The organism is Aequorivita sediminis, from assembly GCF_032080575.2.
Taxonomy (GTDB): Bacteria; Bacteroidota; Bacteroidia; order Flavobacteriales; family Flavobacteriaceae; genus Aequorivita; species Aequorivita sediminis.
Window position 1 is genome coordinate 371,323 of record NZ_JAVLSO020000003.1, and the last position, 23,093, is coordinate 394,415.

Consider the following 23,093-nt stretch of genomic DNA (forward strand, 5'->3'; position numbering starts at 1 on the left):
CTATTATTTTTACAAAACATGAAAATATTAAATTTTAAAGAAAAATGACCACATTATATCACAATCCTCGTTGTAGTAAATCTAGACAAGCATTGCAACTTCTTGAAAAAAAAGGTGAAACCATTAAAGTTGTAAAATATCTCGAAGACATTCCTTCAAAACAAGAGTTAAAACAGATTATTGAATTGCTAGGTATTAAACCAATCGAGCTAGTTCGCACTCAAGAACAGGTATGGAAAGAAAATTTTAAAGACATAGATTTTACCGACGAGCAGATTATCGATGCTATGATTGAAAATCCAAAACTAATTGAAAGACCTATAGCTGTAAAAGGTACAAAAGCAGTAATCGGCAGACCACCAGAAAATATCCTAGAGTTATTTTAATCTAAAACTACTATAGTTTAACATTAACGGGCTTTTCCGCGGCTTTTATTAACAGAAAATTAGCAGAATTCAACTCTAACAATATTATTTTCGTGAGTTAATTTTTTAATCCTACTCATGAAATACTTATTGCCCATTTTATTTTTGTTTATCAGCTATAACATAATAGCTCAAACCTCTGAAAAGAAACAAGTTACCATTAAGGGAACCATTCTTGAAGAAGGTACAAATTACCCTTTAGAATATTCTACTGTTTCTTTTATAAATAGAGAAGGTAAAACTGTAACAGGTGGCATTACCGATTTAGATGGAAACTATAAAATTGATGTTCCTACTGGAGTTTACACAGTGAGGTTTGAATTTATTTCATATAAAACTAAAGAATTAAAAAATCAAAATTTTACAAAAAACACCACTCTTCCTACCGTAAAACTTGATTTAGACGCAGCAAGTTTAGACGAAGTAGTTGTACGTGCCGAAACTACGGAGGTACAAATAAGGCTAGACAAAAAAATATACAATATCGGGAAAGATCTTACTGCAGGAGGTGCTTCAGTGAGTGACGCATTAAACAACGTGCCATCGGTTACTGTAGATGTAGATGGAGCAATTGCGCTAAGAGGAAATGAAAACGTTCGAATTTTAATTAATGGAAAGCCTTCCGCTATTGCTGGTTTTGGCTCTACCGATGCTTTACGTCAATTACCTGCCGAAGCTATTGAAAGGGTTGAAGTTATTACTTCTCCATCGGCTCGTTATGACGCAGAAGGAACTGCAGGTATCCTAAACATCATTCTTAAAAAAGAAAAAACTCTAGGTGTAAATGGTTCTATTAGCACTACTATCGGTGTACCTACAAATAGTAATGCCTCAGGTAACATAAATATTAGAACTAATAAGTTCAATATCTTTAATACTACAGGTGTTTATTACAGAAAAGCTCCGGGAAAAGCACATTTCGATAATAATTATTTTTCACGCAATTTTATTGATAGTGATGGAAATCCTGTAACTGTCGACCCAACTTTCGATCAAGTGATAGAGCGTAGAGATTACGACAGAATGGGGAAAGGCTTTAACACTAACTTGGGAATTGAGTACTTTATCAACGACAAGTCTTCTATTACTGCAAGTGGGTTCTACAGAAAAGGAACGGGAGATGATGTTACAACAAACAACACGCTTAACAAAAACAACAACGAAACTGAAGAGAAAATAAGAAGAATTGAATACGAAGGAGAAGACGATTCTAACTATCAATTCTCATTAAATTATGTAAATAACTTTAATGACAACGGACATAAATTAACTGCCGATTTTCAATACGACTACGGAAAGGACGATGAAAATTCATTAATTACCGAAAATCGTTTATTCCCAGAGTTCATTACACTTCCCTCTGAGAATATTCTTCAAAAAAGAACAGATAGAGAATACTTAGCACAAGCGGATTACGTATTGCCAATAGGTGAAAATGCACAATTTGAAGCAGGTTACCGTGGAAGTTTTGAAGAGACAATTACAGATTACACCTTATTGCAAGAAAACGGTATTTCTGGTGTTTATCAAAGAAATGATAGTCTTTCTAACATTTTCAACTACGAAGAAAATGTACATGCTTTCTACACTCAGTACGGAAATAAGTTTGGGAAATTCTCCTTTTTATTAGGTTTACGTCTTGAAAATACGCAACTAAAAGGTAGTGTAGATGCCGAAAATGTTGATACCAATTCACCTATCAACCTAAACTTCGATAAAGATTATACAGGACTTTTTCCAACAGTTAACTTGACTTACGAGTTGGGTGACCGTGAAAATATTACACTTGGATACAACAGACGTATTAACCGTCCAAGACACTGGTTTATCAATCCGTTTCCTTCTCGTTCAAGTGAAGCCAACGTATTTCAAGGAAACCCTAACCTAGACCCTGCCTACTCTAGTGCATTCGATTTGGGATATTTAAAGAGCTGGAAAAAGCTAACATTATCTAGTTCTGTTTACTATCAACACGAAACAGATTCTTTTGAAAGAGTTCAAGAAGAAACAGGAGAAACTACAAGTAACGGGATTCCAATTATTCGCACCTTACCTATTAACCTTTCTACCAACAAACGATATGGTTTTGAAGCAGGTTTATTATACAACCCTAATAAGTGGCTTACACTTAACGGAAGCTTCAATTACTTTATGTTTAAGTCTGAAGGGTTTTTCAATGGGGTAGACTACGGAACAGAAGATGTTAGTTACTTTGGAAGATTTAGCAGTAAAATAAAATTACCTGCAAAAATTGAATGGCAAACCAATGCTTTCTACCGTGGTCCTAGAAATAACTCGCAAACGGAAAGTGACGGAATCTTATCTGTAGATATGGCTATTAGTAAAGATATCATTAATGACAATGGTACTTTATCCTTAAATGTAAGTGACCTACTTAATACACGTAAAAGAAATAGTTTAACTACTACAAGCTCATTTACTAGTGAAAGTGAATTTCAGTGGAGAGCTAGACAAGTTAATTTAACATTCACTTATCGTTTCAACCAGAAGAAACAACGTCAACGTCCTAACGGCAGTGGTGGTGGATTTGACGAAGGTGGATTTGAAGGATAAATCCATGTCTAATGTAATAAAAAAGGGGAGCCAAAATGCTTCCCTTTTTTTGTGTTTTTAAATTCCAATTAGATAATTAAGTATTCATTTTATTATTCAATTAATAGTTATCTAATTCACCCTTAACAGGTAGAAACAAAAAAAGGGAGCTTTTTATAAAGCTCCCTTTAAATTATATAGTACAGAAAAACTACTTATTCAATTGTTTGTTTTTCTTTTCTTCACGTTTATTTTTAAAATTTTCTTGAAGTGCACCACCAATCCAATAAGGTAGTATTCCCATCAAAAAAATCATCAACCAAAATCCGATGGTAACTACAGTCATAACAGCGATGAAACCTAAAAATTGCTCAAAAGTAAACATGGTATATTATTTTTAATTGAAAGTTCAAAGATAGTACGTTTTTTTTAAAAACAACAACAAAACTTTTAGTTTTATTCACAGGAAATAAACAGCTGCGCGGGTTGACCAACTTTTTGCTTTTCGTTATCTTTGAAGCAAATTTACCATCTTATTCACTCGTATTAAAATAAATTCAAAATCAAGTATTTAAGGAGTTAGTCGTAACTCTGCTATTTTAAACAATAATTAATTCATTATAAAAATTATTACAATGCAGTATAGAATAGAGAAAGACACTATGGGCGAGGTAAAAGTACCTGCCGATAAACTTTGGGGCGCACAAACAGAGCGTTCATTCGAAAATTTTAAAATTGGCCCACGTGCTTCAATGCCTCTAGAGATAATCTACGGCTTCGCATATCTTAAAAAGGCAGCAGCATACACTAACTGCGAACTTGGAGTTCTTCCGGAAGAAAAAAGAGACCTTATTGCAACCGTTTGTGATGAGATTTTAGCAGGAAAACACGACGATCAGTTTCCATTAGTAATTTGGCAAACAGGAAGTGGTACGCAAAGTAATATGAACGTAAATGAAGTAATTGCAAACCGCGCGCACCAATTAGCTGGAAAAACGATTGGAGAAGGTGAAAAAACACTTCAGCCAAATGACGATGTAAACAAATCGCAATCATCAAACGATACTTTCCCAACGGGAATGCACATTGCAGCTTACAAAAAGTTAATCGAAACAACAATCCCAGGTGTTGAGCAACTTCAAAAAACACTTGCTGAAAAAGCAGATGCTTTTAAAGATGTTGTAAAAATTGGTCGTACTCACTTTATGGATGCTACTCCTCTTACGCTTGGGCAAGAGTTTGGTGGATATGCAGCTCAATTAGCATATGGAGTTAAAGCTTTAAAAAATACACTTCCACATTTAGCTGAACTTGCTTTAGGAGGAACTGCTGTTGGAACTGGATTAAACACTCCAACAGGATACGATGTAAAAGTTGCATCATATATTGCTGACTTTACAGGTTTACCTTTTGTAACTGCTGAAAATAAATTTGAAGCATTAGCGGCTCACGACGCATTTGTAGAAAGTCACGGGGCTTTAAAACAATTGGCTGTTTCATTAAACAAAATCGCTAACGACGTTAGAATGCTTGCTAGTGGACCTCGTAGTGGAATTGGAGAAATCAACATTCCAGCAAACGAACCAGGTTCTTCAATTATGCCAGGCAAAGTAAATCCTACACAATGTGAAGCTTTAACAATGGTTTGCTCTCAAGTAATAGGAAACGATATGGCAATTGCCGTTGGTGGTATGCAAGGTCAGTTTGAACTTAACGTATTTAAACCAGTTATGGCTGCAAACTTTTTAGAATCTGCTCAACTTCTTGGAGATGCTTGTGTTTCATTCGATGTAAATTGTGCACAAGGTATTGAACCTAATTATGAAGTTATTAAAAGACAATTGAACAACAGTTTAATGCTTGTAACTGCATTAAATACCAAAATTGGTTATTACAAAGCTGCAGAAATCGCTAATACAGCTCACAAAAACGGAACAACTTTAAAAGAAGAAGCAGTAAACTTAGGTTATACTACTGCTGAAGAATTCGACCAATGGGTAAGACCAGAAGATATGGTGTAATAATTATTATCACAAATACTTAATGTTTTAAACAACAAACCCCGTATTAGCTACGGGGTTTGTTTTTAGACTAAGACATTTTTGAAATGGTATGGATTTATTTAGCTAGTCTATCTTTAACAAATTCAATTTGTGTTTTTCCGTGAGGTGTTGGCACCCCCTTCTCGTCCAAACTCACCATTATAATTTTTTCGATACTAATAATTACTTCGTGATTCATTTTATTTCGAACCTCGCAGGCAAGTGTTAATGAAGTTCTTCCAAAAGATTTCGGTTCTAGCCCTATTTCAATTATATCCCCTTTTTTAGCAGAACTCACAAAGTTAATTTCACTTATAAACTTCGTTACTGTTCTCGGGTTTTCCAATTGTATAATTGCATATAAAGCTGCTTCTTCATCAATCCATTGTAGTAAACGACCGCCAAACAATGTTCCGTTTGGATTTAAATCTTCTGGCTTAATCCATTTTCGTGTGTGAAAATTCATTCTTTAATATAATTTAGGTTGGTTATTTAAATAAACCTACAAATCAAATCTAGTAGGTTTTTATTTTTTAATATATACTGTTTTTCTGTTTACGAATTCTTTTATTCCATCGGCGCTTAGCTCTCGTCCGTAACCACTTTCTTTAATTCCACCAAAAGGCAATCGCGGATCACTTTTTACTAATTCATTTATAAAAACAGCACCTTCATCAAATTTATGGATAATCTTCTCTGCAGCTTCTATATTCTCTGTAAATAGCGAAACTCCTAATCCAAATCGAGAATTATTAGAGAGATCAATTGCTTCCTCAATCGTTTTAAAAGTTGTAACAGACAAAGCAGGCCCAAATGTTTCTTCCTTAAACACTGCCATGTTTTCGGTAACATTCGTCAAAACAGTGGGTTCAAAATACGCACCCTTTCGCTTACCTCCTACTACAAGCTTCGCTCCAGCCTTGATAGAATCATTTACTTGCTTCTCAATATCTTTAGCCAAGTCCTCTCTTGCTAAAGTTCCTATATAAGTTTCTTTATCTAAAGGGTCTCCACTTTTTAATTCCTTTACCTTAACAACTAGTTTTTCAACAAATTCTTCAGCAATAGATTCATCTACAATCAATCTTTTTCCAGCAATACAACTCTGTCCAGTATTTTGAAAACGCGCTTGAACACATGTTTCCAAAGTCTTTTCAATATCACAATCTTTCATTACAACTAATGCGTTGCTACCCCCTAATTCTAGTACTGTTTTTTTAATATTCTTACCTGCTAGGGAAGCAACCGAAGAACCTGCTGGCCCACTTCCAGTAAGTGTGACAGCTTTTACTTTTTTATTTTCAATTATTTTTTCTACGGCATCACTCCCTATTAATAATGTAGTAAAACAGTTGTCAGGAAAACCAGCTCGTGAAAATATCTTTTCAATATTCAAAGCACATCCAAATACGTTAGAAGCGTGCTTCAAAACACAGATATTTCCAGCCATTAAAGCAGGAGCGGCAAAACGGAAAACTTGCCAAAATGGATAATTCCACGGCATTACAGCAAGAACTACACCTAAGGGTTCATAACTCACATAACTTTTATAAGCATCGGTTTTAATTACCTTATTTTGAAGATGATTTTCGGCATTCTCAGCGTAATATTCGCATACCCATGCGCATTTTTCAACCTCTGCTTCTGCTTGAGAAATAGGTTTTCCCATTTCTAAAGTCATCATTTCGGCGTATTCGTGCTTATTAGACCTCATTTCTGCAGCCGCTGCAAGCATTAGTTTTTGGCGTTTATTAAATGGAACTTCTCGCCAGCTATAAAAGCGTTTATCCGCATTGTCTATTATTTCTAAAACTTCCTTTTTGCTGTGATTTTTATAGGAATTTAATTCATCTCCATTATATGGATTTTTGGAAACAGTAACGGCCATTGTTTTTGTTTTAAAAGTATTGAAAACATAGAGAATGAGTAAGCGATTAAGACTATTTTAACGAGAAAAATATTGAAAATAAAGCTTTCAAACTTTCATTACCTTTGCGCCTATTATAATACATTTGTGAAAAATGCATTATTAAGAATAATATTAAAAAATTTATCAATATCTCTATTTAAAGCAATGCTTTAGAATAAAGAAATAAAAACATTTTTAAAATGAAAAACACTGCACTTACACACATACACGAACAATTAGGCGCTAAGATGGTGCCATTTGCAGGTTATAATATGCCTGTTTCATACGAAGGAGTAAAAGCTGAGCACGAAACTGTGCGAAATAGCGTGGGTGTATTTGATGTTTCGCATATGGGCGAATTTTTGATTACAGGTCCAAAAGCTTTGGATTTAATTCAAAAAATAAGCAGTAACGATGCTACTAAACTTACAGATGGAAAAGCTCAATACTGCTACTTTCCAAATGAAGAAGGAGGTATAGTTGACGATTTAATTATTTATAAAATTAAAGACGAAGAGTATCTACTTGTAGTAAACGCATCTAATATCGACAAAGATTGGGCTTGGATAGAAAAGCATAACACTATGGGTGCCGAAATGAGAAATATCTCGGATGATTATTCACTTTTAGCTATTCAAGGGCCGAAAGCAATTGAAGCCATGCAATCGTTAACTTCAGAAGATTTGAGTGCTATTAAATTTTACAACTTCAAAATTTCTGATTTTGCTGGGGTTGAGCACGTAATCATCAGTGCTACTGGTTATACAGGAAGTGGTGGTTTCGAAATTTACTGTAAAAACAGTGAAGTAGAACAAATTTGGAATAAAGTTTTTGAAGCTGGAAAAGATTATGGTATCAAGCCAATTGGTTTAGCTGCTCGTGATACACTTAGATTAGAAATGGGCTTCTGCTTATACGGAAATGATATAGATGAAACAACTTCTCCACTAGAAGCTGGATTGGGATGGATTACAAAATTCACCAAAGACTTTATTAATTCTGATAATCTGAAAAAAGAAAAAGAAGAAGGTATAAAAAACAAACTTATTGGTTTTGAATTAATAGACCGTGGAGTTCCAAGACAAGGGTATGAAATTGCTGATAAAGATGGAAACACCATCGGTAGCGTTACCAGTGGAACAATGGCACCTTCGTTAAATAAATCGATTGGATTGGGATATGTAACTATAAAAAACAGTGCTCCAGAAACTGAAATATTCATCCAAATTAGAAATAAACCAGTTGCAGCAAAAGTTGTCAAAACTCCGTTTTACAAAGGTTAATGTTGGATTATCAAGCTATTTTAGAAGAAATATTTACATCACTTAAAAAAACTGAAGATACAGGTGAGGTAGCTAGTTATATCCCAGAATTGGCCAAGATTCCAAAAGACAAGCTAGGAATTCACCTACAGTTAATTACAGGTGAAGACTATGCTGTTGGCGACGCTTTGGAAAAATTTTCAATTCAAAGTATTTCTAAAGTATTCTCCTTATCAAAAGCATTTCAGTTGATTGGAAATAAACTTCTTACTCGTGTTGATGTAGAACCTTCGGGGAATCCATTTAATCATCTTTCCCTTTTGGAACTTGAAAATGGAATTCCTCGAAATCCTTTAATAAATTCGGGGGCGATTGTAGTTGCTGACGTTTTGCTTTCCAATTTAAAAAATCCAAAAGAAGATTTTTTAAATTTTGTACGCGAAATGGCTCACGACGATTCCATTAACTATAATGATAAAGTTGCAGAGTCTGAAAGAGAAACAGGCTATAATAATTATGCGGCTGCCAACCTTTTAAAGTCCTTTGGAAACCTTGAAAATGATGTTGATGATGTATTAGATTTCTATTTTCATCAATGTTCAATAATGATGAGTTGTAAACAACTTACTAATGCTTTTTTCGTTTATGCCAATAAAGGAAAGTGTTTAAAAAACGTGCTACACTTAACACCAAGTCAGGTAAAAAGAATTAATGCAATTATGTTAACCTGCGGTTTTTATGATGAAGCAGGTGAATTTGCTTTTGAAGTTGGATTACCAGGAAAAAGTGGCGTTGGTGGCGGAATAGTGGCACTTCTACCCCATTGTTTTACAATCGCAACTTGGGCACCAGCCTTAAATCCACAAGGAAATTCATATTTCGGGATGCAGGCATTAGAGCAGTTTACCACTAAAACAAAGCTTTCTATATTTTAAAAAGAGGTTGAAACGGAATTTAATGAGGAAAAAAGAAGGGAAAGAACGTATTTTAATTCTTGGAGGTAGCGGTTTTATAGGGTATGAAATTTATAAAGAACTTCTGTCCTATTACGAAGTGTATTGCACTTACTGTAAACAAGAAGGCGCTTTTTCTGAGAATCAAGTGTTCTTTAAATACTGCGTGGAAGAAGACTCCTTGTTTTTATTGCTGAATGAAATAAAGCCTACTGTAATAATTTCGGCCATTTCTGGCGATTATAAAAGACTTTTTGATGCATATCAACAAATGGTGAATTATACCCAGCTTCACGAGGATTGTTCGGTTTTATATATTTCTTCTGCTGAAGTTTTTGATGGTAAATTTTCACATCCATCATATGAAAACGATTTAACACTGTCTGAAACTCCCTCAGGGAGGTTTAAAATTGCAGTTGAAAAGCTGTTATTAGAAACTATTCCGCAACAATCCGCAATTTTAAGGCTACCAATGGTGTTAGGGGTTAATTCGCCTGAAGTAGTTCATTTACGTCAATGTATTCGACATAAGGCTACATATGAAGTTTTCCCGAATCTTATAATTACAACAACTACTATAGATAAGGTGTGTCAGCAAATTCACTATATCGTTAATCACTCACTGGAGGGTATATTTCATTTATCGAGTAAAGATATGGTACATCACGAAGATCTCATCAGAGAGATAACTTTAAAAATAAGTGATAAAATGCCTATCTTTAAGAGTGTTTTTAACAGTAATGAAGACCGCTATAACGCAATTCTTCCAAAGGTAAATCAATTACCTGAACCCTATCAAATAGCTGTTGCAGAAGTAATTGATGAATCTGGTTTAAACGAAGAGATTATGTCTATACGGTAAAATATCGTACATTTATTTAAAACTAAAATTACAACTATGAAAGCATTATCAGAAAATGAAATATTAGAAAAGCTTAAAGATCTTGAAGGCTGGGAATATAGTGAAGAAGCACTTCACGCAGTTTTCGAATTTGAAAATTTTAAAGAAGCTTTTACTTCGATGACAAGAATAGCTTTTGAAGCTGAAAGATTAAATCATCACCCTGAGTGGAGTAATGTTTACAATTCGTTAGAAATCTATTTATCTACGCACGATGCAGATGGTGTAACAGAAAAAGATTTTGAGCTTGCTCGAATTATTGACGAACTTATTGGGTAAACTTTAGCCCTTAAAACGGACCCTAAATAATACTTTAAACTCCTTGGATTTTGTTCTTATAAAAATGGAGTTTATTTGAAATTTGGTTTTTGGTTTTTTTATATTTGAAGTATCAATTTTTCGATTCATTCTTAAGGTGAATTAATTAAAACACAATTTAAAGAAGTAAAGAAATGGGAAGAGCTTTCGAATTTAGAAAAGCAAGAAAAATGAAGCGTTGGTCTGCGATGTCCAAAGCTTTTACTCGTATTGGAAAGGATATTGTAATGGCTGTAAAGGAAGGAGGTCCTGATCCAGATACCAATGCCAGACTTCGTGCAGTAATACAAAATGCCAAGTCTGTAAACATGCCTAAAGACAATGTTGAACGCGCTATTAAAAGAGCGAGTGATAAAAGCTTAGGCGATTATAAAGAAGTTCTTTTTGAAGGCTATGCTCCACACGGAATTGCAATTTTAATTGAAACAGCTACCGATAACAACACCAGAACTGTTGCCAATATTCGCAGTTACTTTAATAAGTGTGACGGGAGTTTAGGAACTTCTGGTTCTGTATCTTTTATGTTTGATCACACTTGTAACTTCCGTATAAATCCTGAAGGAATGGATATTGAAGAACTTGAGCTAGAATTAATAGACCACGGTTTAGAAGAAATTTTTGAAGATGAAGATGGTATTATAATTTACGCACCTTTTGAAAGTTTCGGTGCAATACAATCGTATTTAGAAGATAAAAATATAGAAATTCTTTCTTCTGGATTTGAACGTATTCCACAAGTAACCAAAAAACTAAATGCTGAAGAAGTTGCCGATGTAGAAAAACTTCTTGAAAAAATAGAAGAAGATGATGACGTCCAAAATGTTTATCACACTATGGAAGAAGCTACTGAAGATTAATTTTTTCGAATAAATTAAACATTAAAAAAGTCGAGAACGCTAAATTTAATAGTGTTCTCGACTTTTTTTGTAACTAATTGATAAAGTTACATTATCAATAAAATCTTTTAACTAGGACAGCTCAGGCTCCTTCCCTATCACGCCGTCAAAATATTTTCTTAGGTGAACCATATCTGCATCAATATCGCCCGTTGGGTAAAAAGGTTCATTAATAGTTACAGTTTTCTTACCCCAATCAAAAGGAATACATATTATAGGAACGTTTGCCTTCATAGCAATATAATAGAATCCCGTTTTCCATTCTTCAACTTTTTTACGCGTCCCTTCGGGTGCCAACGACAAACGAAATTCATCCTTCTTTTCGAAGATTTCTGCAATCGCTTCCACTTTATTTTGCCCAGGAGTTCTATCTAATGCAGCTCCACCAGTCCATTTAAAATACCAACCAAATGGCCACTTAAAAAGCTCTTTCTTGGCTATATAGTTAATCTGAACCTTTGTAATTCTTCTTATAAATAAACCAATATAGAAATCGTGCCAACTAGTGTGTGGTACAACAATAATAACGGCTTTTTTAACTTTTGGGTCAAAGGCACCATCAATCCGCCATCCCATTATTTTATAAAAAACAAATTTTGCAATTCCCATATACAGGTGCTAAAGTAAGGTTACATTTTTAAGTATAATTCTTTCAATTTTTCTGGGGTAACAATTGATTGCCATGCCTCTCCAAAAGCATTTTCCCAAAGCGGCACCATGCTCATAGCAACGTTAATCATTGTTTCCATTTGTTCATCAGAGAGGTTTGCACATACAGCTTGAGGAATTTCTATTCCGTGTTTTTCAACCATTTTTTTGAAAAGAACAACATCTTCACCGTAATACTCTTCCAATTGATTAAATACTATACAATTTCCGATGCCGTGTTTAGTTCCCAACACATAACCTAGGCCATAACTCATTGCGTGAGCTACCCCCACTTGAGAGTATGCTATACTCATACCACCATGCCATGAAGCCATCATAAGCTTAGCGCGAGATTGTGCTTCAGAAAGAGAATCTTCCTTTAAGAAAATCTCCATACAAAGGTCGTAAGCCTTTTCGCCATAACTCTGACTAAACGCATTTAAAAAAGTGCCATTTAACGATTCTACACAGTGTATAAAGCAGTCCATACCTGTGTAAAACCACTGATTTTTAGAAACCCCTTGTGTAAGTTCGGGATCGAGTATTACTTGATCGAAAGGAGTGAAATCACTATTAATTCCGAGTTTACGAACAGGCCCAGTGAGCACTGTTGTACGAGAAACTTCGGCTCCTGTTCCGGAAATAGTTGGAATTCCTACATGATATATAGCCTTTTTCTTAACTAAATCCCACCCTTGATAATCGGCAGCACTCCCTTTATTAGTAAGCATAATTGAAACAGCTTTCGCTAAATCTAACAAGGTTCCTCCTCCTATCCCAATAATACCTGAAGGCAAATTGGTAAACTCACTTCTAATGTCCTTCACCAGTTTATCAACTTGAGCAGTTTTAGGTTCTTCTGCTGCTGAAACAAAAATTAATTTATCATTAAATCGAAGGTTAATTCGGTCTATAAACTCAGTATTTGTTTCAAAAACATCATCAATTAAATAAATAAATGGAGCCTTGTCTTTTTTATGAGAAGAAAGAATTGAAGTTAACTGATCAAAACATCCTTCCCCAAAGATTACCTTCGGCACCATTGGGAAGTTTCTAAATTTATTGTTTACGCTAACTTGTTTATTTTCTAGTAGCAATTTATTCGCTCTAGCCAAATCTTCAGGAGTATCTATTTCAACACCTGAGGTATTTGAAATAGCCATTTTTATATTTTTCCCATATTCTAAGTATCGGATGCATTCAATTTTTTCTGCGGCTTCCAATGAGCGCATAGGCAATCGATAAAAATCTAAAATAGCTTGTTTTCTAAAAGCGTAAATCCCTTTGTGTTTATAATATTGTAGGGCTACATTTTTATCTCTAGGGTATGGAATTGGAGAGCGAGAAAAGTAAAGTGCGAAATTATCTTTATCTACAATTACCTTAACTGTATTTGGATCGTTGATTTCTTTCCAGTCGTGGATTTCGGTCATTATAGAAGCTAAGTCGATCTTCTCGGCATCTGGGCCATCAAAAACGGCTAAAACTTTTTCCAAAACCTCACTATTTGTAAAGGGTTCGTCACCTTGAACATTCACAACAATATCGATATCCATATTTTCAACGGCTTCGGCAATTCTATCACTACCACAGTCGTGTTCTTTAATACTCATTATGGCTTTTCCACCATAACTTTCAATTTCCTGAAATATAATGTCACTATCGGTAACTACATATACTTCATCGAAAAGGTTTGTAGCCTTTGTCGCCTCATAAGTTCTTACAATTACAGGTTTTCCACCTAAATCTTGCATTAATTTACCAGGAAATCGGGACGCACCATATCGTGCGGGAATCATCGCTATTACTTTCAAATTGGAAGTTTTTAAAATGAAATCAAAAATAAGAAGTTTATGCTCGTGGCAGACGTTTTTTACGAAGCTTTTTATAAAATCTAAAAATTATAAAAAACAAAAATGCCACTAACACAATTGCTAAAATAGGTAAGAATATAGAAACCACCGCCATAACAATAGAAGTTCCTGTTTCCACTGTAGTTAAAACTGGGTTTGCAATTCCGCCAGTTGTCGTGCTCGAAGTAAGCCTTACCGCAGAAGTATTTCCTTTTATGGCAGCAGCAGTTCCTCCTCCAGCAATAATTGCTAAAGCCCAAGTAATTACCGGGCTCAAATCTGTAACTGTAGCAACCATTACTGCAGTACCTGCTAAAGTTGCAAGTGGCAAAGCTATGGTATCTAGTAAATTGTCTATCCAAGGGATATAGTACCCGAAAATTTCGAATAAGGTGGCAACACCCATTGTAATAACTGCTGTAAGGCTTCCCGCCCATTCCCAATTTTCGTTTAGAGTAATAATGTCGAAGTATCCGGCTAAACTTAAAACTAATAATGGCAAGAAAACCCGAAACCCAACAGCTGCTGCGAGACCGACTCCTAAAAAAGCACTTAATAAAATTTCAAAAGTTTCCATTTTTAATAATATCTAAGGTTATTCGCAACAAATCTTAAATACTAAGTTACGAACACCATAAGTTTAATTTCTATTTCTTGAATTTATATTTTAAAAAACTTCCTCCTCAAAAAACTCATCCTTAAAGCCTATTAAATACAATTTATCCTGGGCTCTAGTAACTGCAGTGTATAACCATCGTAAATACTCTTTATCAACACCATTGGGCAAGTATGGCTGTTCTACAAAAACCGTTTTCCACTGTCCCCCTTGCGATTTATGACATGTGATAGCATAACTAAATTTCACTTGTAAGGCATTAAAATACTTGTTTTTCTTTACCGCTAAAAATTTCTTGTATTTAGAACTTTCATTTGCGTAATCCTTCATCACTTCTTGATAGAGTTTATTAGACTCATCATAGGTTAAGGAAGGAGATTCAGACGTTAGTGTGTCTAACAATAACACAGTTTCAATAGGTTTCATATTTGGATAATCAACCATACGCATTTTTACTTCAGCGAAACGGAAACCGTATAATTCTTTAAAAGCGAAAATTTCTAAAATTTCAACAATATCACCATTAGCTATAAATCCAGCTTCACTAGTATTATCAACCCAAAAATAATTATTCTTCACCACCATTAAGTAATCCCCTGATGATAATTCGGAATCTTGAAATAAAATTCGTTCTCGAATATTTTGATTATAAAGATTTGCACGTTTATTTGAGCGTACAATTATTACTGTATCTTCATTTCCTAAAGCTGAATAACTATCATTAATAGCATCCATGATTTCCTGCCCATCTATTGGGCGGATTACATCTGGGAAACTCTCACCAGAAAATTTAAATGCCTCGTAAAGCTCATCATCCAGTCGTTCACGAATTTTTGTTGCATTTTCTAAGATACCGCTATCTTTTTGTTGTCGTACCACCTCGTCTAGTTCTATCGAAATTACTTCTCTATCGTATTGCATCTCTAACACTCGCGAGTCCAATGCTGGGCTTATAGCGAGGTGTACAGGAGGTAACTGGGCAGAATCACCAATTAGCAATAGCTTGCAGTTAGCTCCACTATAAATGTATTGCATTAAATCGTCTAGAAGAGAACCATTTTCAAAGAGTTTAGAGTCCTGATTAATATCGGGAATCATTGAAGCTTCATCAACTATAAATATGGTATCGCGATGTTTATTTTGTTGTAATGTAAAGGAAACAGAGCCTTTATTACTTTTAGGGAAGTATATTTTTTTGTGAATTGTAAACGCTTGTTTCTTGGAGTAATTACTAATAACCTTAGCAGCTCTTCCTGTTGGGGCTAGAAGCACAGCTCGCTTTTTAACCTTTGAAAGATTTTTTACTAATGCTCCTACTATGGTAGTTTTCCCTGTTCCTGCATATCCTTTGAGTAAAAATGTTTCATTTTTGTTCGTACTTAACACGAATTTCGCCAACAATTGCAGCGCAAGGTCTTGTTTTGGAGTTGTATTGTGTGGAAAATCGCTTTTTAAAAAATTGTAATATTCTGATACATTCATTGTTCACTACTATCATTGAGAGTTTCAAAGATAGGTATGATTTTTTGGCAATATACTTTTACGAACAAAAAAAAATTGTAGATTTGCGATAGACCTTTAAATAAATCAACATTTAATATTATCAATAATGAAATCAGTAATTCAGATTGTTCTTTGGATTGTAATCGTGTTCCTTGGTTGGAAATTATGGAGCTCTATAATGGGACCTGTAGAATTTAATAAAATTAAAGAAGAGCGTTACGCCAAAGTAATTAAAAACTTGAAAGATATTCAAGCTGCAGAGCTTGCACACAAAGAAATTACTGGGAACTTTACAGGAGATTGGGACAGTTTGGTTAGTTTTATTGATACTGCAAAATTTGCAATTACTCAACGTCGTGATACCAGTTACGCCGATGTTGCTAAAAATAAGGCTTTTGGTATTGAATCAGGATATTTCATCGAGAAATCATTGATTGATACTTTAGGATTTAAGCCGGTTAAAGATTCACTCTTTAAAAATTCAGATAGATACAAAACTATGATGAATGTACCTGTAGAAGGTGTAAACGCAAAGTTTGATCTTAAATCTGGAACTATCGATAAAAACGACGCATCTTACTCAGTGTTTGAAGCTAAAGTTTCTAAAGATGTAATTTTAGGCGATTTAGATAAAGACCTTTTAATCCAGGAAAAACAAACACAATCTGTTGATGGTGTAAACGGTCCTGATATTAAAGTAGGATCATTAGAAGATGTTAATACTTCTGGAAACTGGCCGAAAATCTACGATGCTGGGACAGACAGATAACATACAAGATAATTTACAATATAGACTGTCCGTTCAAGTATCTTTGAACGGGCTTTCTTTTTTGGTTACAAATCCCAAAAGTGAGGAAACTGTTTTCTTTATCGAAAAAACGTTAGACCACAGTACAACTCCAGAAGAATTGTTAATGGATATTGAATCCATTATGTCACAAAATAACATTTTAAATTCTTCATTTTCCGAAGTGACAGTGGTTTACTCCACGCCTATCTATAGTCTTGTTCCCGCCCCTATTTTTGATGAAACAAAAGCTAGTGAATACCTGAAATTTAATTCAAAGATTCTAGCGAACGATTATATGGCTCACGATGTAATTGAAAAACACGACATTGTGGTGGTTTATGTTCCGTTTATGAATATCAACAACTATTTTTTTGAAAAGTACGGGAGTTTCAATTATTACCACGCTACTTCAATATTGTTGAAGGCAATTTTAGAAAAGGAAAGGTATTCCCTTCCAAAAATGTTTCTAAATTTTCAAAAAAATAATTTCGACTGTATTGTTCTTAAAGATGGTCAACTTCAGCTTTGCAACAGTTATAATTATAGAACTCCAGAAGATTTTATTTATTACACGCTTTTCTGTATGGAGCAATTAAAATTAAATCCTGATACCCTACCTGTAACACTTTTAGGTGAAATTGATGAAGATGATGACAGTTACAAAATTGCATATACCTATATTCGAAATATCGACTTTGCAAAAACTGAAGTGTCTGAAATTAATTTAGATTCAGAAATTAGTACACACCGTCACTTTATCTTACAAAACACATTATAATGCGTATCATTTCAGGAACTCATAAAGGAAGAAGATTAACCGCACCAAAAAATCTTCCCGTTCGTCCTACAACCGATTTTGCTAAGGAAGCACTTTTTAATATACTTCGGGTTCGGTATTATTTTGATGAACTCAATATTTTAGATTTATTTGCAGGAACTGGAAATATCAGCTTTGAGTTTGCGTCCCGTGCTGTTCCTAATATTACTTCTGTTGATGCACATCTTGGATGTATTCAATATATAAACAAGGTATCAGAAGAATTTGAATTTCCTATAAATGCTATTAAATCTGATGTTTCTAAATATTTAGAATCGGCATCAGGGAAGTTCGATGTAATTTTTGCCGATCCACCTTACGACTTTGAGGTATCGGATTTAGAAAATATTGTGAAAACTGTTTTTGAAAAGAATCTCTTAGCTGAAGAAGGAGTTTTAATTATTGAACATTCAAAAATGAATGATCTTTCTAAAAAAAGTCACTTTATTGAAGCTAGGAAATACGGTGGAAATGTATTTAGTTTTTTCAGCTAATACCACTCTAAATATTTAAATATAAAACTGCTATTGACCTCTGAAGAAGATTACCGTACTCAAGGTTTTTACAAGTGTTGCGATATCTAGAAATAAGCCCTTATGTTTGATATAATAGAGGTCGTATTGAAGCTTTTCTAAGGCATCTTTATCCGATGAACCATACCTAGCATTAACCTGTGCCCATCCAGTAATCCCTGGTTTTACTACGTGCCTAACTTCATAAAAAGGAATGCATTCTTGTAATTTTTCCACAAATACAGGACGTTCAGGTCGAGGCCCTATAATAGCCATATCGCCTTTAATTACATTTATAAACTGTGGAATTTCATCTAAACGCGTACGGCGTAAAAATCTTCCAAATTGTGTAACACGACTATCTTTAGTTTTTGCAAATTGTGCACCTTCACTTTCGGCATTAATCACCATGCTTCTAAATTTATAAATCTTGAAGTGTTCCCCATTCTTTCCAACTCGAGTTTGAGTGTATAATAACGGACCTCGATTAGCTAGTAGGTTTCCAATTAATATATAAGGCAACAATACAAAAGCGCAAAGCAATCCCAAAACTGAAAATAACAATTCTAAAATCCTACTAAAAAAGAGATACAATTTGTTTTGATTACTTCGACTAAATGGAAAATACCTGTAAAAATCCCTATCTACATATTGAACTGGAATTCTTTGAGTTAGCTCTTCATATACTTGATTATAATCTCTAATCGGCACATTATTTTTTAATAAAGAAATTAGTTGATTGTTAAGGGCTACGGAAATTCCATAAGATAATGGAGTTGCCACAACAATTTCTGAATAGTGTTTGCTCAAATTTAAAGGTTCTAAATCTTCAAGTTTATAGGCATCAATCTGCAGGTGATCTAAATCAATTTTATTAGAATCATCTGTGTTAAAATATCCTATCACCCTATAATTTGGATCAGATTTATGAAGCGATTGAACAATCGCATCTATATCCTTAGCATGAGCAATTAAGATTACATTCTTATTAAATCTAGGAGAGGTAATTAGTGCTATATATGCATATCTCCAAAGAAGCAATGCTATGTTAATCGCCAAAAAGAAATAAACTATTTGTAAACGATTATTGGGAAGCATTGGAGTATAAAAGGGTGTAAGCAAATAGAACAACACCGTAATTGAAGTTGTCAATAACACATTCTTAACAACAACATCTAGTTTACTCGCCTTCTGCAAGTTATAGAGTTCGAAAATAGTTGCAAAAACTGTTAGATAAACAGCTAGAACTATAGACCAAATCCAATTGTCACTTGAAACTTTAAAGTAATCGAATTCAAAAATAAAACCTACTAAATACAGTCCAGATATTACAAATACAATATCAAGAATACGCAGCAGTATTTTTCTTTCAGAGATTACAAAGTGAATGTTATTCTTAGACATTAATGATTGGTATTGTAGGTAATTTGAGTCCTTTTGAAATCTTCAAAATAGAGTATAAACGCATCATTTTACGCATTCCATCATTTTCACAATTATAGTTAATAATTATCAATTAACACTAGTAAAACTATGGTTTTTAATACCGAATCTAACGTTTTCTAATTAAAAATATTACCAATTATTATCTCAATATAGAGTTCCATTTATGTTTAACTATTTGCCAATCAAGTGCTTCAATTTTTGATCGAGCATTGTTCGTTAAAGTTTTTACTAAGGCTGAATCATCTGTTAGTTTATTTATAGCTTTTACCAAAGCTGCAGGATTGTTGGAAGGCACTAAAATTCCATCATTTTCGTGATTAATCAGAAAAGGTAACCCACCAACATTGGTAGAAACCACTGGTAATCCTAATGCCATAGCCTCCATGACACTAACTGGCATATTATCAAAATTGGTTGTATTGATAAAAATATTGTAATCTTTGGAAAGTGTAATCCATTCTTCCTTTTTTAGCATTCCTGTAAAAGTTATGGGGAGTTTTAGCTCGGCCGCTACTTTTTTACATCGTGCTAAAGAACCGTCTTTGTCAGGCCCCACCATACACAGTGATACCTCTACACCTTGTTTAAGCAATAACTCTACAACCTCCAACGCCAATAAAGGATTGTAAATCTCAGAAAACGAACGTACCCAAAGGAGTTTAGCTGTTATTTTATTGCGTTGTAGAAATTTATAGTTTTCAATTTCAATAGTATTTGGAATGTGGCAAAGATTATGAATTCCATAAGTTTTAAACTGCTCCGCTAAATACTGGGATGGTACTACATTGGTAAGTGCATTAGTAAAAAGCTGTTTACTTAATATTTTATTGTTTTTCAGTCTATTAGGTAAGTTACCTCCGTGTAAAATAGGGATATACGGAATCTTTAAAAACCTACATAGACGTCCTATTACTACAGCGTAATAAAAATTTTGAGTGCTATATGTGTCGATTAATGCTATATCTATAGTTTTTCGATAGCGAATAGTTTTAGAAATCATATCCAACAATCTCGAAACCTTATTTAGTTTTGAAGATGATGCATAAACCTTAAAACCTTCCTCTTGAAATTTTACAGACAATAGATCTATCGCAGTTGGAGGCTTACCATGAGCTGCTAATTTATTTCCTATGTAGAGCAGGTTTCTTTTTGGTATCATAATCAATATTCAGTAAAGATAAAGCGTAAATGAATGCTGGTGCAGCAATACGCATAGAGGAATGAGCTATTGTTAGCCCCCAGAAAATAAGAAAAGGATAAAAGTAAATGTTTTTCCTACCATTTAATTTTGTGACTAAGGGTGCAAATATCAATACTAATAATGCAAAGATCCCTAAAACACCATGTTCTGATAGCATCCGAGAAATTTCATTATGTGTAGGTATTGAAATACCTAACTCATTTTCAAAATGTGATTTAACTCTACCTACTCCTACCCCCAAAAAAGGATTTTCTTTAAAAGCTTCAATTTCAGTCACTAATAAATCAGCTCTTCCTGTAGTTATATCCGATTTCTCCCGTCCTAAGGCATCTTCATTCGCATATCGATTTTCAATCAACCCTCCTGTTTGAAAAATAGCAAAAGCCCAAACAATTAAAGCAGCTGCTATTAGTAATAGCATCTTTAAACTTATTTTTGCCTTATATTTTAAATTTGTAGAGAAATATAAAATTAACACAAAGGCAATAGACATAACTACAGCTACAATCACCCCACCTCTAGAAAAAGTTAATAAAGCCCTATACCCCATCAAGACCAAAAATAACATCATAACTCCCTGCACTAATGTATTTTTGTATGGGATTAAAAGTCGTGTGAGTAAAATAAACACTCCTAACCCTAGAATAGTTGCAACTTGATTGGGTCCATAACCGCCAGATACAGCAGAGTTTGAAGCAGTATTAGTTATAATTTCACGTATATCTGGAGAATACAGAATAATATAGGTAGTCATACTAATAATGGGGTAAACAATATAATCTAACACTTTTAAAAGCTGTTGAAAATTAATTGTTCTCCCAAATATGAAAACGGAAGCGATAGCTAAGCAAATTGGACCACTAAGATTAAATAAAACTGCTTTTCTAAAATCAACATCATAAGAAATAACATCATACGATACTATAATACCTGGAATTAAAAGTAAAAGATATATAAGGTATGGGTATGAATTTCTTTTAAAGCCTAACAAGAACATCCCTAAAAGGGCAAACCATATAACGGAATATTTCCCTACTTCATAAAAAACATATGACTTTGTCATTCTTAAAAAAACTTCCGCCCCTGTAAAATAAGCACACGCTACTAAGACGTTGAACGCTTTATTTTTTTTCTGAATAATTTGCCAAGTAAAATATCCGAAAATGAAAACCAAATAGATAAGCATTGCATTACGATTAATCGAGGCAATAACTCCTATACCTACATGAAGGAGTATAGCGCTTAAAGGTTTTATATTTTCAAACAGTCTGATCTTGATAATAAAAGTATTTTAGGAAGTTGACTCTTTTAAAATTTCTGTTTTAATTCTATGGCGATAGTTCTCAAAGGTAAAATCTTTAGCAACTTTATATGCTTTTGAAGCTTTTACTTTTAGTTCATTCTCTTCAATTTCTAAAATATCCAATATTAATTCTCTTAACACTTCAGCTGTACAAGGATCTACTACAAACCCATTTGAAGCATTAACATATTGCGTAATACTTGAAACCGAAGAAACTATTGGCAAACACCCAAAATTCATAGCTTCTGCTATAACCTTAGGAAAACCTTCGGAAGCAGTGCTTGGCAACATTAAAAAATGAGATTTCTTATATATTTCAAAAACTTGAGCTCGGTCTAAGAAGCCATGAAATTTAACAGGTAGTTGCAGCGCTTCGCATTGCTTTCTATACACATTCATTTTATCGCCATTTCCAATAAAATGAATCGTGTTTACATTCTCCTTATTTTTCAAACTTCCAAATGCATCAATAATACGTTGCACCCCTTTTGCATCTTCCAACCTCCCAACAAAACACATTGTATAAGGAGGTTTATACACCTTAGCATTAATAATTTGCAATCCAACCAAGCGTTCTTCTTCTGTGAGACAAGGGTTCTCAAAGGTTATACAATGGCTTTTCTGCTCGGGCCATCTACCGTTAATTGTAACTTTCCTATGTTGTTTTTTCAACATCCACCGCTGCAGTGCATAACTAAAGGGTGGGTTTTTCTGATTCCAATTTCCAGCGTATTTGTACCAACCCTTTTTTTTACTGAAAAGTGATAAATACGGTATCAAAAACACACCTATTCCTGTAGGAGTACGTAACTGAAATACATCAACTTGATGCAACACCTTGTTTACAGAATTTATTACAGATGGAACATTAGCAATAATTTTAAGCTTCTCACCAATTCCTTTTCCACCAACAGGCTTCATGGGGATAAATTTAATTTTAGAAGAAGTGTATGGCAAAGAACTATGAGGTGGCATTTCGGGATGCAAAAAAGCTAGATGATAAATTTCATCAAAATCCTGAGCTAAATGATTTATTTCACTAATTGTTGGCCCCCATCCCACAATAGTTCCATCCGAATGCTTATAATGTTCTGTATGTGATATTATTGCAAGTTTCAATAGTTCTTTTTCTTTTATCTTAGTTC

At 34.0% G+C, this 23,093-nt stretch carries 22 protein-coding genes and 1 pseudogene; 11 read left to right on the forward strand and 12 right to left on the reverse strand.

The window, feature by feature from the left end:
- Positions 1–44: 44 nt before the first annotated feature.
- Positions 45–386, forward strand: coding sequence for an arsenate reductase (glutaredoxin) (arsC, locus tag RT250_RS07780; RefSeq protein ID WP_313113674.1), 342 nt, complete (start codon positions 45–47; stop codon positions 384–386).
- A 117-nt stretch (positions 387–503) separates the two neighbouring features.
- On the forward strand, positions 504–2,999 hold the full coding sequence (locus RT250_RS07785; RefSeq protein WP_313113675.1) for a TonB-dependent receptor: 2,496 nt from the start codon (positions 504–506) through the stop codon (positions 2,997–2,999).
- A gap of 190 nt (positions 3,000–3,189) precedes the next feature.
- Here the strand turns inward: RT250_RS07785 and RT250_RS07790 are convergent, their stop codons facing one another.
- On the reverse strand, positions 3,190–3,363 hold the full coding sequence (locus RT250_RS07790; RefSeq protein WP_165148063.1) for a hypothetical protein: 174 nt from the start codon (positions 3,361–3,363) through the stop codon (positions 3,190–3,192).
- Positions 3,364–3,613: 250 nt separating this feature from the next.
- Here RT250_RS07790 and fumC point away from each other — a divergent pair, with 250 nt between their 5' ends.
- Positions 3,614–4,999 carry a class II fumarate hydratase gene (gene fumC, locus RT250_RS07795; RefSeq protein ID WP_313113677.1) on the forward strand — a complete coding sequence of 462 codons (1,386 nt, stop codon included), beginning with the start codon at positions 3,614–3,616 and terminating at the stop codon, positions 4,997–4,999.
- A gap of 97 nt (positions 5,000–5,096) precedes the next feature.
- Here fumC and RT250_RS07800 read toward each other — a convergent pair whose 3' ends face one another.
- Together RT250_RS07800 and RT250_RS07805 are read right to left on the reverse strand one after the other, a co-directional pair.
- Positions 5,097–5,486, reverse strand: coding sequence for an acyl-CoA thioesterase (locus tag RT250_RS07800; protein ID WP_313113679.1), 390 nt, complete (start codon positions 5,484–5,486; stop codon positions 5,097–5,099).
- A gap of 60 nt (positions 5,487–5,546) precedes the next feature.
- Positions 5,547–6,908: an NAD-dependent succinate-semialdehyde dehydrogenase gene (locus RT250_RS07805; RefSeq protein WP_313113680.1), complete on the reverse strand. Its 1,362-nt coding sequence runs from the start codon at positions 6,906–6,908 to the stop codon at positions 5,547–5,549.
- 221 nt (positions 6,909–7,129) lie between these two features.
- On the opposite strand from RT250_RS07805, the gene gcvT reads away from it, so the two are divergent.
- The 5 genes from gcvT (at position 7,130) to RT250_RS07830 (ending at position 11,220) form a co-directional block, all read left to right on the forward strand.
- Positions 7,130–8,212 (forward strand): glycine cleavage system aminomethyltransferase GcvT, encoded by a 1,083-nt coding sequence (gcvT, locus tag RT250_RS07810; protein ID WP_313113682.1) that lies wholly within the window; start codon positions 7,130–7,132, stop codon positions 8,210–8,212.
- A complete protein-coding gene (locus RT250_RS07815; protein WP_313113684.1) occupies positions 8,212–9,126 on the forward strand; it encodes a glutaminase in 915 nt (304 codons plus the stop codon). Before gcvT ends, RT250_RS07815 begins: the two co-directional genes overlap by 1 nt.
- 22 nt (positions 9,127–9,148) lie before the next feature.
- Positions 9,149–10,006, forward strand: a complete 858-nt coding sequence (locus tag RT250_RS07820; protein WP_313113686.1) for a sugar nucleotide-binding protein — start codon at positions 9,149–9,151, stop codon at positions 10,004–10,006.
- Positions 10,007–10,042: 36 nt separating this feature from the next.
- Positions 10,043–10,324 carry a 4a-hydroxytetrahydrobiopterin dehydratase gene (locus tag RT250_RS07825; protein WP_313113688.1) on the forward strand — a complete coding sequence of 94 codons (282 nt, stop codon included), beginning with the start codon at positions 10,043–10,045 and terminating at the stop codon, positions 10,322–10,324.
- A gap of 173 nt (positions 10,325–10,497) precedes the next feature.
- The gene (locus tag RT250_RS07830; RefSeq protein WP_313113690.1) at positions 10,498–11,220 is read left to right on the forward strand and encodes a YebC/PmpR family DNA-binding transcriptional regulator; all 723 of its coding nucleotides are present in this window, start codon (positions 10,498–10,500) and stop codon (positions 11,218–11,220) included.
- A gap of 111 nt (positions 11,221–11,331) precedes the next feature.
- Here RT250_RS07830 and RT250_RS07835 read toward each other — a convergent pair whose 3' ends face one another.
- From RT250_RS07835 to RT250_RS07855, 5 genes and pseudogenes are all read right to left on the reverse strand, one after another.
- Positions 11,332–11,835: a 1-acyl-sn-glycerol-3-phosphate acyltransferase gene (locus tag RT250_RS07835; protein ID WP_313113692.1), complete on the reverse strand. Its 504-nt coding sequence runs from the start codon at positions 11,833–11,835 to the stop codon at positions 11,332–11,334.
- 53 nt (positions 11,836–11,888) lie between these two features.
- On the reverse strand, positions 11,889–12,950 hold the full coding sequence (locus RT250_RS07840) for an iron-containing alcohol dehydrogenase family protein (protein ID WP_313113920.1): 1,062 nt from the start codon (positions 12,948–12,950) through the stop codon (positions 11,889–11,891).
- 48 nt (positions 12,951–12,998) lie between these two features.
- A pseudogene (gene kdsB / locus RT250_RS07845) lies at positions 12,999–13,706 on the reverse strand (3-deoxy-manno-octulosonate cytidylyltransferase); the annotation flags it as partial.
- A gap of 52 nt (positions 13,707–13,758) precedes the next feature.
- Positions 13,759–14,337 carry a DUF4126 domain-containing protein gene (locus RT250_RS07850; RefSeq protein WP_313113695.1) on the reverse strand — a complete coding sequence of 193 codons (579 nt, stop codon included), beginning with the start codon at positions 14,335–14,337 and terminating at the stop codon, positions 13,759–13,761.
- A 90-nt stretch (positions 14,338–14,427) separates the two neighbouring features.
- Complete coding sequence (locus RT250_RS07855) at positions 14,428–15,858, reverse strand: ATP-dependent DNA helicase (protein ID WP_313113696.1); 1,431 nt, start codon at positions 15,856–15,858, stop codon at positions 14,428–14,430.
- Positions 15,859–15,985: 127 nt separating this feature from the next.
- Between RT250_RS07855 and RT250_RS07860 the strand changes: the two genes are divergently transcribed.
- From RT250_RS07860 to RT250_RS07870, 3 genes are read left to right on the forward strand one after another with little or no spacing between them, the layout of a single operon-like run.
- The gene (locus tag RT250_RS07860; RefSeq protein ID WP_313113699.1) at positions 15,986–16,648 is read left to right on the forward strand and encodes a hypothetical protein; all 663 of its coding nucleotides are present in this window, start codon (positions 15,986–15,988) and stop codon (positions 16,646–16,648) included.
- Positions 16,593–17,447, forward strand: a complete 855-nt coding sequence (locus tag RT250_RS07865) for a DUF3822 family protein (RefSeq protein WP_313113701.1) — start codon at positions 16,593–16,595, stop codon at positions 17,445–17,447. The genes RT250_RS07860 and RT250_RS07865 overlap by 56 nt, the downstream gene beginning before the upstream one ends.
- Positions 17,447–17,980: an RsmD family RNA methyltransferase gene (locus tag RT250_RS07870; RefSeq protein WP_313113702.1), complete on the forward strand. Its 534-nt coding sequence runs from the start codon at positions 17,447–17,449 to the stop codon at positions 17,978–17,980. The genes RT250_RS07865 and RT250_RS07870 overlap by 1 nt, the downstream gene beginning before the upstream one ends.
- A gap of 30 nt (positions 17,981–18,010) precedes the next feature.
- Here the strand turns inward: RT250_RS07870 and RT250_RS07875 are convergent, their stop codons facing one another.
- The 4 genes from RT250_RS07875 to RT250_RS07890 all read right to left on the reverse strand — a co-directional run bounded on the left by RT250_RS07875 (position 18,011) and on the right by RT250_RS07890 (position 23,067).
- Complete coding sequence (locus RT250_RS07875) at positions 18,011–19,402, reverse strand: sugar transferase (RefSeq protein WP_313113703.1); 1,392 nt, start codon at positions 19,400–19,402, stop codon at positions 18,011–18,013.
- A 181-nt stretch (positions 19,403–19,583) separates the two neighbouring features.
- On the reverse strand, positions 19,584–20,603 hold the full coding sequence (locus RT250_RS07880) for a glycosyltransferase family 4 protein (protein WP_313113705.1): 1,020 nt from the start codon (positions 20,601–20,603) through the stop codon (positions 19,584–19,586).
- The gene (locus RT250_RS07885) at positions 20,566–21,708 is read right to left on the reverse strand and encodes an O-antigen ligase family protein (protein ID WP_313113706.1); all 1,143 of its coding nucleotides are present in this window, start codon (positions 21,706–21,708) and stop codon (positions 20,566–20,568) included. Before RT250_RS07885 ends, RT250_RS07880 begins: the two co-directional genes overlap by 38 nt.
- A 228-nt stretch (positions 21,709–21,936) precedes the next feature.
- Positions 21,937–23,067: a glycosyltransferase gene (locus RT250_RS07890; protein ID WP_313113708.1), complete on the reverse strand. Its 1,131-nt coding sequence runs from the start codon at positions 23,065–23,067 to the stop codon at positions 21,937–21,939.
- Between the last annotated feature and the right edge of the window lie 26 nt (positions 23,068–23,093).